Source organism: Enterococcus pingfangensis (genome assembly GCF_005405205.1).
In the GTDB taxonomy this organism is placed as follows: Bacteria; Bacillota; Bacilli; order Lactobacillales; family Enterococcaceae; genus Enterococcus_A; species Enterococcus_A pingfangensis.
The window spans coordinates 311,421-325,261 of the sequence record NZ_BJDP01000001.1 but is presented as its reverse complement, the minus strand read 5'-3'; the positions used below and the strand labels follow the sequence as shown (position 1 = coordinate 325,261).

Genomic DNA, 13,841 nt, shown 5'->3' with positions numbered 1-13,841 from the left:
GAAAAACAATGAAAAAATGGTTAATCGGTATGCTGGCAGCGGGAACACTTTTTTCTTTAGCTGCTTGTAAAACGAATGAAACAAAAGCAACGAAAGCAACGGAATCCATCAGCAGTTTTTCTGAGGCTGTCAAAAAAAGCAAAGGCGATACAGTGACTTTTTATGGCTACGGCGGCGATGAAAAAGCCAATGCTTGGGTCGATGAAGTCATCACACCCGCTATGAAAGAAAAGTATGACATCACGGTCAAACGTGTGCCGATGGATATCGATCAAATTTTGAATAAGCTGACTACGGAAAAAGAAGCCAACGCAAAAGCTGGAGACGTCGATGTTGTTTGGATCAACGGCGAGAACTTTTATACAGCGAAACAAGCCAAGCTGCTTTATGGTCCGATCACAAATAAAATTGAAAGTTTCGATCAGTTGATGGCTGTAGATGGTCATGATGCAAACTATGATTTTGGTGTCAAAATCGATGGGTATGAAGTACCTTACGGCAGTGCCCAATTAGTTTTTGCCGGAAATAAAGAGAAATTTGCCACAGGGTTTCCGACTGATACACAAGCCTTACTGGAATATGCTAAAGCAAATCCTGGGAAAATAACGTACACAGCACCGCCAGAATTTACTGGCAGCGCCTTTATCCGTAATGTAATCTGTGATATCGTAGGTTATGATAAAGTAGAAAAAGCTGCAGCAGATAAAGAAGAGTTGTACAAAGTCATCAAACCAGGATTAGATTATTTAAATGAGATCAAACCTTATTTATGGCAAAAAGGGGAAACTTACCCAACAACGACTGCGGAGTTGGATCAAATGTTTGCCGCAGGGCAGATTGATCTGAGCTATAGTTACTCGCAAATGCACGTAGCTGAAAAACGCAGCGACAATGAATTCCCAGCAACGACGGAATCTTTCTTATTTGATAAAGGAACGATCGCCAATCAAAATTATCTAGCTGTCGCAAATACTTCAAAGGTCAAAGCAGCTTCATTCGTTTTGATTAATGAAATGACCAGCGAGTCGGCGCAATTAAAAAAAGCTGAAGCTAAATACGGCTATAGTATTCCGCCATTTGATTCTAAAAAATTATCAAAAGAGACCAATCAGAAATTGACCGATTTGTATAAAAATAAAGGAGTCCTTTCCCTTGAAGAAATGCAGGAAAAACAAATTCCTGAACTTCAAGCAGAAAAAATTCCAATGATCGAAGCATTGTGGAAAGAGCATGTTTTACATGAATAAAAAAAAGTTAGCAGTAGTTCCTTTTCTCATTTTAAACGGGACAGTGATCTTTGCTGCACTGTTCAAGGGATTACAAATTAGTTTAGGATATTATCCTGTAATTGGGCTGCGAGAGCTTACGGCAGCCCATTATCAACAAGTCTTAACAGATCCTTTTTTTCAAAAGTCGCTAGTTTACAGCTGTTATTTAGCTTTGACCGCGACTTTTTTGTCATTGTTATTGGGTGTTGGTCTGGCGTTTTTACTCTTAAAGACAAAAAGAGCATGGTTGAATAAAATAATCAGTCTGCCGATCTCTTTGCCGCACATCATCGTGGCATTGATGGTGATGCAAGGAATCAGCCAGTCCGGAATTATTTCTCGTTTATTCTATCAATTAGGCTTTATTCAAGAAATCAACCAATTTCCTTTATTGATCCATGATTCCGCCGGCTTTGGAATCATTTTAGTATTTCTTTATAAAGAAATTCCTTATGTTGCAGTGACTACCTTAGCCATTTTACAGCAGCTGCAATTAGGATACATACAAGTCGCCAGAAATTTAGGCGCATCCAATACCCGAATCTTTTTTTCGGTGATTTTACCGATGATCCAAAAGACAGTGATCACTTTGTTCATCATACTTTTTTGTTTTACTTTTGCTTCATTTGAAGTCCCGTACTTACTAGGAAATCCAAGCAATCAAACGGTGGCGTTAACAGCTTACGATTTGTTTTCACAAGCGGACCTGACCACTCGTCCACAAGCTTTTGCTTTGAACTTAGTGATGTCAGGAATTTGTTTGATCGTCACGCTGATTGCTTTAATCATCAGTCGTCTATTGCCGGGAGGGAAGAAAACAACATGAGACTCTCGTCAAAAAGAAGGTATTTTTTTACATTGCTTGCGGCCGCTCTCATATTATTGCCGCTGATCTTGCTGCTATTATGGTCTGTCAGCAAAAAATGGCAGTATCCAGGTCTTTGGCCGCAAGAAATCGGGTTTAAAATTTTTAAGCAGATGATCAATGAGCCTAGTTTTTTGCCAGCTAGTCTAAACAGTTTGCTGATTGCTTCAGTTACTACAGTGACTAGTCTTATGATTGCTATACCGGCAGCTCGCTATTTTGCATTTCAGGCGAATCTGTCTCAACGCTTGATCGAAGTACTAATCTACTTGCCGCTGATTTTACCCGCTATTGCAGTGATCACTTCGAGTCAAGTTTTATTTCTGCAATTACAACTAACGGGGACATTTAGTGGAATCATTCTGATCCATACATATCTTTGTTTGCCATACGCGATGCAAATTTTATTAGCCAGTTATCGCCAATTGGGTGAAGGATACAGCTTAACGGCCCAAAGTCTAGGTGCCAGCTCGTGGTCGACTTTTTGGCAAATTACATGGCCGTTATTAAGGCCCGGAATGACGACAGCTGCAAGTTTAGTGTTTATCGTATCATTTAGTCAATATTTGCCGACATTTTTCATCGGCGGCGGGCGGATCCTCACACTGCCGTTATTATTATTGCCGTATGCCAATAATGGGCGCTTCGGTTTAGCTTCAGCGTATAGTTTAGTTTTTTTAGGCTGTACGATGTTGGGAGTATTTATATTTAAAAAAGCAATAGGAGGAATCCAGCGTGGGACTAAGCGTTAAAAATTTACAATTGAAGTATGGAAAAAAAGAAATTTTCCATGATTTATCTTTTGATGTGAATGAAGGCGAAATTGTCGCGCTTTTTGGGCCATCTGGTGTTGGTAAAACGAGTTTGCTTAAAATGATCGCAGGGATTCAACCAACAGAGAAACAGGCGATCCTTTTTACCGACGATTTTTCGCAAAGCAGTACAGTATTAGTCTTTCAGGATTTTTGGTTGTTCCCGCATATGAATGTAGTCGAAAATATTACTTTTGGCTTGAAGGCTCACAAATTTTCAAAAGAAGAGATTAAGCAAAAAATAGCGAAAATTTTGGAAGTATTTGATTTGAACGGTTTAGAACAACATTTTCCAGATCAATTATCGGGCGGGCAGAAACAACGTGTCGCTTTGGCGCGTGCGCTCGTATTGGAACCAAAGTTGTTATTGCTGGACGAACCATTTGCCAATCTAGACGAGCAACTGACGCGCTCTATGCGAACTTACTTGCAGCGACTGCAAGAAACGTATCGCTTTAGTATTATTTTAGTCACTCATGATCGCGAGGAAGCTTTTCACCTGGCTGATCGAATGGTTATTTTACTGGATGGGACAATCCAGCAGATCGGCAGGCCAAAAGAGATCTATTTTTACCCGGCAAATCGGCGGGTTGCCGAAACGATTGGAGAAACGAATTTCATTCCTGGAGTCGTCACAGATAAACTTTTTCAAACCGATGATTTTGAGTTGAGTGTCCAAAATCCGACACAAATAACTGGTGAAGGATTGCTTTTTATTCCATTTGGCATGGAAATGCAGGTCGGCGAAAATGGGCTCCCCGTGTTTGTTGAAAGTTCCGAGTGGATACCTAATGGTCAACAAGTAAAAGTTAGGATCGGCAAAACAAGTTGTACGTTTACCAACTTATCTGAAAAAGTGATTGCTGGGGAGACTGTTTTTCTAAAACCAGTCGATTCGTTACAGGTGATGAAGCGATGATTTCAATTATTATTCCTGTCCTAAATGAAGAGAAAAAGCTGGCGAACTTATTGCGAAAGTTAAAGCAATTGGACGATCGTATTTCGTTTGAAATCATTGTTGTCGATGGCGGCAGTCAAGATCAAACTGTTGAGCTTGCAAAAAAATTTGCGGCTGTTTACCAATTGAAGCAAGCCAATCGCGGGGCGCAGTTGAAGCTTGGTGTCGAAAAAAGCAGCGGTGACATTTTATGGTTTTTACATAGTGACAGCATAATAAAAGATTATCAGCAAGCGTTGCTGCAAATCCAGAGGGCATTAGAAGATTCCAGTTATAGCGCGGGACATTTTAAACTAGCCTTTGATTCGTCAGAACTTTTTTATCGTTATTTGGCGAAAACCTCTAACTTGCGGGCAGATTATCTTGGTTTGATTTTCGGGGATCAAGGATTATTTACAACCCGTAAACAATATGATCAGGTAGGTGGTTTTGAAACAATACCGTTGATGGAAGATTGGCGGTTGAGCCGCAAGTTACGAAAGCAAGGGAAGTTTTATCCGCTTTCGCTGACGATCACCACGTCTAGCCGGCGGTTTCGTAAAGGAAAAATTCGTACACACTTAAAGATGCATCGAATCAAGTTGCTTTATTTATTAGGCATGTCACCTGAGAAATTAGCAAAGCGGTATTATAAATAAGAAGGAGTCAGCTATGTTAGCAAAAATTCGAGTTTATTTGAAAGAAAAGCAACTGATCGAGAAACTGCACTTAGAAGAACCCGTTACTGTTGAATTTCTAGCACAAGGCGAATACAACCAGAATTTTTTGATTTCTGATGGGAAAATCAGCTATGTCTTTCGCTTGAATTATGGCAGTCAACTGCATTTGGCTAATCAGATCAGTTACGAATATCATGCCTTAAAATGGTTAGAACGAACCAAGTGGACGCCGAAAGTCTACTATTTAGATGACCGTTGCGATTTCTTTTCGCAGGGATTATTGATCATGGAATTTTTACCAGGCCAGCCTTTAGATTACCGAAAAGATCTGCCTGAAGCTGCACGGATCTTTGGACAGATCCATCAGCAGTCGATCGATGAACGTGCAGAAAATATTTTTGTAAAAGAAAAAGAGACGATCCTATCTGATCGAGTAACGGAATGCCAACAATTGCTGGAGCCCGTTCTGAATAGCGAATTTGTGCCGATACAGGCTAAAAAACAATTAACAGCTGCGCTAGTCAGGTGTCAAAATAAGACCGCGCAGCAACAATTTTTTATCGATTTGAATCAGTGGTCAGTCACTAATACAGAAGTGAATTCACATAATTTTATTATTGGAGAAAAAGGTTTTTTGATTGATTGGGAAAAACCGGTCATCAGTCATCCAGTACAAGATCTTTCTCAATTTTTAGCTTCAACGACGACCCTTTGGCGCAGCAACTTGATCCTGAGTCAATCTGAAAAAAAAGATTTTCTTACGCGTTACATCGCTGAAACACAATTTGAGCGTCAGGCAATTGAAGAAGCGTTGAAAATCTATCATCCGTTTTTGATGTTACGGGCTTTAGCTTGGTCCGCGATGGCGTACGACAGTTATCAAAAAGAGACAAAAAAATTAACAAATCAAGAAATTTTTAAAAAAGTCGCTGCCTATTTAGAGGAAGATTTTTTACGACAAGCGTTAAAGGAGCAAATCTTTGAATAAATCCGCATATATTTTATTTACCCGCGTTCCTGTGCCAAATAAGGTCAAAACCCGGCTGCAAAGTCTGCTCAGCGGCGAAGAAGCGTGTCAAGTCCAACACCAAATTTTGCAAGATAGTTTTACAAAATTTGAACGATTGAGTATGCAAGGAGTCGATTTATACTTAGCTTACTCTGATGAAGGAGATCCTGCCGAATTATTTTTAACTATGCCTGAATCATTTCATGCATTTGAACAACAAGGCAAGACGATTGGTCAGCGGATGAATCACGCGCTGAAGTTTGTTTTTGCAAAAGGGTATGAAAAAGTCGTGCTGACCGGCAGCGATATTCCCAATTTGAATGCACGGACGATTCAGTCGGCATTGGATCAAATACAAGATGTCGTAATAGGCCCTTCATCAGATGGCGGCTATTATCTCATTGGCAGCCGCTGTGGAATTGATTTGACGCCTATTTTTGAGACAAATATCGCGTGGGGAAAAAACGAGGTATTGAAAGCAACTTTGCAACGCCTGACTGCGTACGATGTTGCGTTATTATCTCCGCTGCAAGATATCGATTATCCTTCTGATCTAAAGCGAATCTACCCTGAGTTGCGGACAGAAAACCACTATTTGCTGCAATGGTTGGAAAAAAATAGAGGAGTATTAGAATGAGAAAAGTGATTTTTGATTGCGATAATACTTTTGGTTTAGCCAATCGAGACGTCGATGATGGTTTGACTTTGTTTTATCTATTAGGGGCGCCAACGATTGAATTACTCGGTGTGACCTTGACTTATGGTAACGGAAGCATTGAAGAGACTGAAAAAATGACACAAACAATTCAAACACGATTACAGTTATCATTTGATTATTACGCAACCAAGCAAGCTGATTTTTTAGTTGAGCAGGTCAATCAATTTCCTAATGAAGTCACAGTACTTGCGACAGGTGCTTTGACCAATTTATTTGCAGCTCAAAAAATCGATCCGGATTTTTTTGAAAAGGTTCAAGAAGTGGTCTTGATGGGAGGGACGGTCAAACCGTTAGTAGTGAATCAGCGACCAGTGACTGAGCTGAATTTCTCCTGTGATCCAGCTGCTGCTAAAGCAGTATTGTTAAGTCAAGCACAGCTGACTATTATGAATGGTCATATGACGGCACAAGCATTTTTCTCCAACACAGAACTTGATCAATTTTTGCGAGCAGCAGAAGCAGGGGTCGATCAGCAATCACTCAATTGGCTGAAAGCGACATTGGAAAAATGGATTTTGTGGAACGAAGCGGCCTTTGGATTTCAAGGTTTTTGCAATTGGGATATGACAACTGCCGTATATTTGGAACATCCGGAATTTTTCAGTGAGGAATATTATTATTTGGCGGAAGAACAGTCGGCACTTTCTGAAGGTAGAATAGCAGTAACGAATAAATCAAAAAAATTCGTGAAAATGCCGAAGCAGCTGTTAGCTATTTCTGAATTCAATCAATTAGTGATCAAACGGATGGTCATGGGGCTTAAAAAAACTAAATAGATTAGTTGGAGAAGAGTCCATTTTTCTCGATAAAAAACCTAATAACTACAAGAAAGGAGAACCGATGAAAAAAATAATTGCATTTATCGTGTTAGTCTTGATCGTGATTTTATTTGCTTATCAGTTTGGACTGGTCGATTTCTTGACCGATATCGCTGGACTGAGAGAGTATTTAGAAAATCTCGGTTGGTGGGGCTATCTGATTTTTATCGTTTTATCGATTGTCGTGGCTGTTTTTCTTTTACCCGGACAATTCTTAGCCATCGTCGGTGGACTTGCCTATGGCGGCTTTATTGGCGGATTGTTGACGATTATCGGTGCTTCAATTGGCGCAAGTATTTCTTTTGTGATTGGCAAATATGTAGCGAGAGACTATATTTTACAGCGATTCGGTAATGATCCGACATTTCAAAAAATCGAACAAGGTGTTCGAGAAAACGGGCTGTCATTTTTGATTTTTACGCGTTTAGTTCCGGTTTTTCCTTTCGCCATTCAAAGTTATGCGTACGCGATGACACCGATGAGTCTCAAAAAATTTAGTTTGATTTCTTGTTTGACCATGATGCCGGCCAGTTTTATCTATGCCTTTATGGCTTCGGAAATCGCTGCGAAAGGCGTCTCGTTGACTTTGTTAGTGGAACTGACAATCGCTGGAATTTTTTTAGCATTAATAGCTTATTTGCCAAAGAAAATCAGTAAAAAAATCAATCGCTTAAGCTCAGAATACAAGAAAGTAAAATAAGTAAAAATTGCGTTTATTTATAGTTAAAGGGCTGTGACAGATATTGGTCACAGCCCTTTACTTATTTATTTTAACATTTATGGATAGTAAGTTGTTGCAGGAATTGCTAGATTCTAGATGAAAATATAGAGAACAGAATAGATATAGTAAGCTAATAATAATAGTGCAACAATACACGAGAGTTTAGCTAAAAAACCACCGCGGGCAGACTTAGGTGACTGATGAGAATGTGATCGTCTGCGGGGAGATTCTTCTTCAGTAATTAAATTCTTAGGCTTTTGCGAACGTAAGAGAACGACCGCAAGCAAATCGATAAATAGTAATCCTTGTAAAATGATACTAACGATAAAAATAATTTGATCTCCTTGAACTAGCCTAAATAGAAACAAGACGATCATTAGAAGGTCAAATAGCAGTGTCAATAAAAGTGTCATAATAAAGCTCCTTCAAATAATTCAGAATAAATATGCTTTATTATAGCATAGAACAAATAAAAAAATTACGAATTCTTTGTGAATGATTCAACGGATTACCATTATAGAACCTAACAATCTAAACCTACAAATAGCTATGAAAACACGATTTTATCTTCAATAAGAGGTAAAAATATTTTACTTTATGATTAAATTTTGTTACTTTATAAATGGTAAAAGAATATTAAAAAATATTTATAACTATTTATTGATAATTATTATTTGGAGGATATTATGGCTTATAAAAAAATATTTTATTTGATAATTTTGTTGGGGAGTTTTGGACCAGCGACAGGGGTTCACGGAGAAGAAACAGCTGATACCAGTTCACTTGAAGTCAGCGATGAAATTGAACATATCGATGAGACAGAATATGACTCATTAGGAAATCTGCAATTTCATCATCCAATTCCATTCGAAGAATTTACTTTAGAACCGCCTACTTTTAGCAGGTCAGCACAAAGCACTCAACAAGCATTTATCAATCAAGTAGCTCCTACGGCAAAGGTTCTGGCAAACAGTAACAATCTATATGCCTCAGTGATGATCGCACAAGCAATTGTTGAAAGCGGCTGGGGGAGTAGTACCCTTTCTAAAGCACCAAACTATAATTTATTTGGAATCAAAGGAGAATATAATGGTCAGTCGGTGACGATGAAAACACAAGAATGGAGCGAGAAAGATGGATGGTATTATATAAATGCAAAGTTTAGAAAATATCCTTCTTACAAGGAATCCTTACAAGATAACGTAACTATTTTGAAGCAGACATCATTTTCATCGGGAAATTATTATTATTCCGGCGCTTGGAAAAGCAATACAAAATCTTATAAAGATGCAACGGCATGGTTGACGGGCAGGTATGCAACCGCTCCTAATTATGGGACAACATTGAATAGCGTCATCGCTATGTATAGCTTGACGCAGTATGATACGAATAGTTCTGTGGTTCAAACAAATGCCATGTATCGTCTATATAATCCAAACAGCGGAGAACATTTTTATACAGCGAATGCTGCAGAACGCGATAATGTCAGAAAAGCTGGCTGGCGTTACGAAGGGATCGGTTGGCAGGCACCTAGAAGCGGTTCGCCAGTCTATCGTTTGTATAATCCAAATGCTGGAGATCATCATTATACGCCGCATCTCGCTGAAAAAAATAATTTAGTAAAAGTTGGCTGGCGCTATGAAGGAATTAGTTGGTATTCAGGCGGAAGTAAAGTTCTCTATCGTCTGTACAATCCAAATGCAAAAGCAGGAGCCCATCACTACACATTGCTTCAAAATGAACGTGACAATCTGATCAAACATGGTTGGCGCAATGAGGGAATTGGTTGGTACGGACAATAATAAAAAACCTCGATGAAGATTTTCATCGAGGTTTTTTTTAATCGATATCAGAGATTTCTGAAATAATAAAAAAGCTATGAAGACTGTCCACTGAGTAATCATATTTCTTCCCTATCTCACGCAAAATTTGTTGGTTAGATTTTATGACCGGTTCTTTTCCATCGTATAAAGCATCTATTTGAAGCTCGATCTCGAAAGGTTTTTTGTCCTCTAACACTAAGGGTTTTTTAAAGAAATATCCAGTAATCTTTTTCATGGAATTTACTCCTTTTGTTCTATTTTGTTATATATTACATCAGTATAAGGAGTAAAACCAGAAATAAGCTCTATAACAAACGTTATTTAAACTAGTCGCAACAAAGCGATTCCTAAAACGCCGGTCAAGACAATTTTCATGAGATCATTTGTTCGAATCCCAACGATCAGAGCCGGAATACAGGCGAAGATTTCAGGAAAACGAAGGGTTGGAAAATGACCTTCGTGGAAATTTAAAAGGCTTTGCAACAGTAGCGCAGTCAAAATCGTCATTGGCAGATAACTTAAAAATTTTTCTAAAATAGGCGGCAACGTGATCGCTTTAGTCAGGACAAAGGGCAAAATTCTTGGAATCCATGTAACCAAAGTACAACCAAAAATTATTAACAAAAAATAAGAATTACTCATTGTTGATCAACACCCCCGTTAAACATCCTAGTAATGTTGACAGAATGACAGAGAGTTCTGCAGTAACAAAGCGCATCAAGAAAAATAGGCTAACCGATGTTACTGCCAAAATGATCAGTGTTTTATTTTTTCGTTTTTTTAACGGCAGTTGGACTTGAAATAAGAAGAGACCAAGAAACATTGCTGTCAATGCAAAATCAAACCCGAATATCGTTGGATCAGGAATGAAATTTCCTAACAAAGCACCAAGAATAGTTGAAAGGATCCAAACTAAATAAGCGGTAATATTTAAACCATGCATCCAATTGCTGGTGACATTTTTTTCTTTAGCAAGAGCGGCTGTCAAAACACCATACGATTCATCTGTCAGCAGTGTTCCAATCGCAACGCCATTTAATAAGGAATCCTCTTTAAAATAATGAGCGACAGAAAGACTCATCAAAAGATGGCGCAAATTAACAAGAAAGATCGTGAAGACGATGGATAGAATGGGTGCACCAATTAAAATCAAACCGCAGAGAATAAATTGAGCACTGCCTGCATAGACTAATGTAGACATCAAAAATATTTGCCAAATAGCCAGATGAGCGGATTTTCCCACGATTCCCATAGCGATTCCGATCCCTAAATACCCCATAACTGTCGGAAGACAATCTCTTACGCCGTCAGAAAAACTGGAAGTTTGTGTTGATTGATTATTCATCTGGTCACCCTCTCATTTTGTTTTAATCATATTAGAACAAATCTAATGGAAAAACAAGAGGCAGAAATAAAAGAGCAACAACCCAACGATAACAATTGATCAATTGGTGGGGAAATTGTTGCTCACTTTATTCTATCATAAAAAATATGGATAAAAAACTAAAAAAGTTATTTTTATTTTTTAAGTAATCAATAATGTTTTTTTGTTAAGGCGAGATGTCTTTAATTTTATAGAAAGATCTGATTGATGTATAATGGTTGCGAGGGGAGGCGTTTTCAGTGAAAGAAAGTTATAATAAAATTCTTGTTGCAGTGGATGGTTCAGCTGCTTCAACTAATGCTTTTAATGAAGCGTTAAATGTTGCTGAGCGGAATAAAGCAAAACTTTTTATCGTTACGGTAGTTGATTGCAAATTTTCAATCGGAGATCCGGCATTTATCAATGATGCATTGAAATTTCATCTTAATAATGCTGAAATCGAACTGGAACAGCTGACGGCTAATTCAGCTTTAAATCAACTCGACTATGAAACAAAAATCGATTCGGGAAATCCTAAACGCAAGATTATTGATTACGCATTAGAAAATCAAGCAGATCTAATCATTCTTGGCGCAACTGGCCGAGGGGCTGTTGAACAAGCCTTGGTTGGCTCAACTGCGGAATATGTCATCAATCATGCGCATTGCAATGTTATGGTGGTTAAATCTTAACCAATGTTTTAAACACAAAAAAAGTTTTTGCTTTAATCAAAGCAAAAACTTTTTTTATTGGGATAGCAGGGCTCGAACCTGCACTCTTCTGATTCAGAGTCAGACGCCTTACCAGTTTGGCCATATCCCACTAAGAACAGAAAATAGTATAACGCTAGTTTTTCTATTCTTCAAATAAATCGACTTATTTTTTTTGACTGGCTTGTTTTAAGGCTGCTAAAACTAAGTTGCCGTCAGCAAAGCCAAGATTGATCTTAATAGTTTCAGTCTTGAAAACCAAAGTTAAACGGATCCCGTTCAATTTCTTTTTGCCGCTGATTTCTTGACATTGATACAAATTATATCTGTAAGCTTTTTGTTTACTCAAGGCGTAGAGCGTATTTCCAGAAAGTCCATAAGCCGTCAAGCCTTCTTGTTTTTTCAGACTTTCGTATTTGTGGAAGCCGATAAAAGAAAAGGTAAAATTCGTTTTGGGAAATGCTTGTAAGAAACGGTCGAATAAAAGTACGCCTTTGTCTTCATTCGTGTTGTAATTGATCCCATATTTTTTGGTGAATTGATAAAGCTCGCTTGCTGTATTCATAATAACCTCGCTCTGTTTGATACTTTCAGTATAAGTGTTTCTATTGATAGAAACAATGGGTCAGCGATTGAAACGGCGGGTATTGATGAATTCTGAAACAGCCATGGTAATCAATAAGAAACCAAAAATTTGAAAGAGGATCATCATGCTGCTGAAAGGGTTGAATAAAAGAAAAAAGCCGGCGATCATCATCAAGGCACTATAAACCATTTGACCAGTGACTGGAAAACCATTTTTCTTAGCCGTCCAATTTTGCATAAATTGTCCAATCGCAAAAATCAAAATGATAAAGCCTAAGAACATTGGTAAAATGCTGATGATTCCTTTTGAGAACCAAAGAACAACGAATGCGATGATGACACGGGTGATCCCGCCAGTAGTTTCAAAGCCGACATTGCCAGTATATTTTTTCGCTCTCAAGCCACGGATGATTTGCAAAATGCCTAAAATTAATAAGTAGAAGAAAATAATATAAACGATTCCCTTAAAAACACTTTGCGGTGAAAGTAAGGTGGCGATTCCGAGGATGAGGTAACAAGCGCTCCTCAAATAGCCATATTTTTTGATTGAATCGATAAAATTTGACATAAGTATCACTCCTTTAAAATAATTTTACCCGATTCAGCAAATTTTTGCGACTGAAGCGAAAAAAATATTTGTAAACCATTCCATACTTATGTATAATTGCGAATAACATTGATCCAAAAGCTAGACGAACAATGAATGTCGATACTGGAGGGCTTACTTATGAATGAAGAAGAAATTGAACTAGGAAGAAGTTATCGTTGTCATCCAATTGGTTTTGAAGAAAGTGTGGAAGGCGAAGTAATTTCTAAGATGACGAATTGTGCAGTCGTTCGTATTAACCAATGTGAAGAGATTGATCAAGAGCAGCGAGATGACAAATCTAACATGGTCGTGGTAAAATATTCTAATTTCATTCCAAGTTAGAAGGCGGTTTTTTTGAGTATATTTACAATAATATTGGGGATTTTTACGATCGTTCTGTATGCTTTTTTATTGATGGTTCGCAGAGACATCGTCATCCCGGTAGTTAAACGGCGAAAGCAAGATCTTTTCTATCTTTTTTTAACAGGTCTGGTTCTATGGATCGGCTTTACTAGTTGGCAAGATTTGAACGGCCGTGTGCAGACGATTTTGGCTGCGCTAGTAATGTTAAGCTTTTTGTTGGATAAAAAAGGGTTCACTGAAGAGAGTTTGATTCTTTTTAGTTTGGACAATCGCGGGGTTCCCTTAAAGGAGATCGAGCGAGTAGTCTTGTTCCAAGAGGAAAGTGGCTTGATCAAACTTAATTATTTTCGGAAAGAACGTCGCGGACCAATTTTAACCTTTGATTATTCGCTGACAGAGTTTGTCGTTTTTCTTTCGACACATCTTAACGAAGGAAGTAAGTTGGAGATCTTAACTAAAGATGATCAAGATAAGAATGGTCAATGAGATGGCGGAAACGTCATCTTTTTTTGTTTAGTCAGAAATGAATAGCGTCTGATGAGCTTGTTCAAATGAGTTCTTTCTGTAATAATCAAAAAAA

General features: G+C 38.2%; 19 protein-coding genes and 1 tRNA gene. 13 read left to right on the top strand and 7 right to left on the bottom strand.

The window, feature by feature from the left end:
- Window positions 1-8 precede the first annotated feature (8 nt).
- From FFM63_RS01500 to FFM63_RS01460, 9 genes are all read left to right on the top strand, one after another.
- On the top strand, window positions 9-1,247 hold the full coding sequence (locus tag FFM63_RS01500) for an ABC transporter substrate-binding protein (RefSeq protein ID WP_137608576.1): 1,239 nt from the start codon (window positions 9-11) through the stop codon (window positions 1,245-1,247).
- Entirely contained in the window at window positions 1,240-2,094 is an 855-nt protein-coding gene (locus FFM63_RS01495; protein WP_137608575.1) for an ABC transporter permease, read from the top strand. The genes FFM63_RS01500 and FFM63_RS01495 overlap by 8 nt, the downstream gene beginning before the upstream one ends.
- A complete protein-coding gene (locus tag FFM63_RS01490; protein WP_137608574.1) occupies window positions 2,091-2,885 on the top strand; it encodes an ABC transporter permease in 795 nt (264 codons plus the stop codon). Before FFM63_RS01495 ends, FFM63_RS01490 begins: the two co-directional genes overlap by 4 nt.
- On the top strand, window positions 2,869-3,864 hold the full coding sequence (locus FFM63_RS01485; protein ID WP_137608573.1) for an ABC transporter ATP-binding protein: 996 nt from the start codon (window positions 2,869-2,871) through the stop codon (window positions 3,862-3,864). The genes FFM63_RS01490 and FFM63_RS01485 overlap by 17 nt, the downstream gene beginning before the upstream one ends.
- Window positions 3,861-4,541: a TIGR04283 family arsenosugar biosynthesis glycosyltransferase gene (locus FFM63_RS01480; protein ID WP_137608572.1), complete on the top strand. Its 681-nt coding sequence runs from the start codon at window positions 3,861-3,863 to the stop codon at window positions 4,539-4,541. The genes FFM63_RS01485 and FFM63_RS01480 overlap by 4 nt, the downstream gene beginning before the upstream one ends.
- A gap of 13 nt (window positions 4,542-4,554) precedes the next feature.
- Window positions 4,555-5,550: an aminoglycoside phosphotransferase family protein gene (locus FFM63_RS01475; RefSeq protein ID WP_137608571.1), complete on the top strand. Its 996-nt coding sequence runs from the start codon at window positions 4,555-4,557 to the stop codon at window positions 5,548-5,550.
- Complete coding sequence (locus tag FFM63_RS01470) at window positions 5,543-6,208, top strand: TIGR04282 family arsenosugar biosynthesis glycosyltransferase (protein ID WP_137608570.1); 666 nt, start codon at window positions 5,543-5,545, stop codon at window positions 6,206-6,208. The genes FFM63_RS01475 and FFM63_RS01470 overlap by 8 nt, the downstream gene beginning before the upstream one ends.
- Window positions 6,205-7,065 (top strand): nucleoside hydrolase, encoded by an 861-nt coding sequence (locus tag FFM63_RS01465; RefSeq protein ID WP_137608569.1) that lies wholly within the window; start codon window positions 6,205-6,207, stop codon window positions 7,063-7,065. The genes FFM63_RS01470 and FFM63_RS01465 overlap by 4 nt, the downstream gene beginning before the upstream one ends.
- 64 nt (window positions 7,066-7,129) lie before the next feature.
- Window positions 7,130-7,807 (top strand): TVP38/TMEM64 family protein, encoded by a 678-nt coding sequence (locus FFM63_RS01460; RefSeq protein WP_137608568.1) that lies wholly within the window; start codon window positions 7,130-7,132, stop codon window positions 7,805-7,807.
- Window positions 7,808-7,920: 113 nt separating this feature from the next.
- Here FFM63_RS01460 and FFM63_RS01455 read toward each other — a convergent pair whose 3' ends face one another.
- A complete protein-coding gene (locus FFM63_RS01455) occupies window positions 7,921-8,241 on the bottom strand; it encodes a hypothetical protein (RefSeq protein WP_137608567.1) in 321 nt (106 codons plus the stop codon).
- Window positions 8,242-8,514: 273 nt separating this feature from the next.
- On the opposite strand from FFM63_RS01455, the gene FFM63_RS01450 reads away from it, so the two are divergent.
- On the top strand, window positions 8,515-9,630 hold the full coding sequence (locus FFM63_RS01450) for a glycoside hydrolase family 73 protein (RefSeq protein WP_137608566.1): 1,116 nt from the start codon (window positions 8,515-8,517) through the stop codon (window positions 9,628-9,630).
- Window positions 9,631-9,667: 37 nt separating this feature from the next.
- Here the strand turns inward: FFM63_RS01450 and FFM63_RS01445 are convergent, their stop codons facing one another.
- The 3 genes from FFM63_RS01445 to FFM63_RS01435 all read right to left on the bottom strand — a co-directional run bounded on the left by FFM63_RS01445 (window position 9,668) and on the right by FFM63_RS01435 (window position 10,996).
- Window positions 9,668-9,886, bottom strand: coding sequence for a hypothetical protein (locus FFM63_RS01445; RefSeq protein ID WP_137608565.1), 219 nt, complete (start codon window positions 9,884-9,886; stop codon window positions 9,668-9,670).
- Window positions 9,887-9,972: 86 nt separating this feature from the next.
- Window positions 9,973-10,293, bottom strand: a complete 321-nt coding sequence (locus FFM63_RS01440; RefSeq protein ID WP_137608564.1) for an AzlD domain-containing protein — start codon at window positions 10,291-10,293, stop codon at window positions 9,973-9,975.
- Window positions 10,286-10,996, bottom strand: a complete 711-nt coding sequence (locus FFM63_RS01435) for an AzlC family ABC transporter permease (RefSeq protein WP_137608563.1) — start codon at window positions 10,994-10,996, stop codon at window positions 10,286-10,288. Before FFM63_RS01435 ends, FFM63_RS01440 begins: the two co-directional genes overlap by 8 nt.
- Before the next feature lie 278 nt (window positions 10,997-11,274).
- On the opposite strand from FFM63_RS01435, the gene FFM63_RS01430 reads away from it, so the two are divergent.
- The gene (locus tag FFM63_RS01430; protein WP_137608562.1) at window positions 11,275-11,706 is read left to right on the top strand and encodes a universal stress protein; all 432 of its coding nucleotides are present in this window, start codon (window positions 11,275-11,277) and stop codon (window positions 11,704-11,706) included.
- Window positions 11,707-11,763: 57 nt separating this feature from the next.
- Here the strand turns inward: FFM63_RS01430 and FFM63_RS01425 are convergent.
- From FFM63_RS01425 to FFM63_RS01415, 3 genes are all read right to left on the bottom strand, one after another.
- Window positions 11,764-11,836: transfer RNA gene (locus tag FFM63_RS01425), tRNA-Gln, on the bottom strand.
- 54 nt (window positions 11,837-11,890) lie between these two features.
- Window positions 11,891-12,289 carry a hypothetical protein gene (locus FFM63_RS01420; protein ID WP_137608561.1) on the bottom strand — a complete coding sequence of 133 codons (399 nt, stop codon included), beginning with the start codon at window positions 12,287-12,289 and terminating at the stop codon, window positions 11,891-11,893.
- A gap of 60 nt (window positions 12,290-12,349) precedes the next feature.
- Window positions 12,350-12,877, bottom strand: a complete 528-nt coding sequence (locus tag FFM63_RS01415) for a DUF308 domain-containing protein (RefSeq protein ID WP_137608560.1) — start codon at window positions 12,875-12,877, stop codon at window positions 12,350-12,352.
- A gap of 159 nt (window positions 12,878-13,036) precedes the next feature.
- Here FFM63_RS01415 and FFM63_RS01410 point away from each other — a divergent pair, with 159 nt between their 5' ends.
- Together FFM63_RS01410 and FFM63_RS01405 are read left to right on the top strand one after the other, a co-directional pair.
- Entirely contained in the window at window positions 13,037-13,240 is a 204-nt protein-coding gene (locus FFM63_RS01410; protein ID WP_010739262.1) for a hypothetical protein, read from the top strand.
- Window positions 13,241-13,252: 12 nt separating this feature from the next.
- Window positions 13,253-13,747: a hypothetical protein gene (locus FFM63_RS01405; RefSeq protein WP_137608559.1), complete on the top strand. Its 495-nt coding sequence runs from the start codon at window positions 13,253-13,255 to the stop codon at window positions 13,745-13,747.
- Window positions 13,748-13,841: the final 94 nt, after the last annotated feature.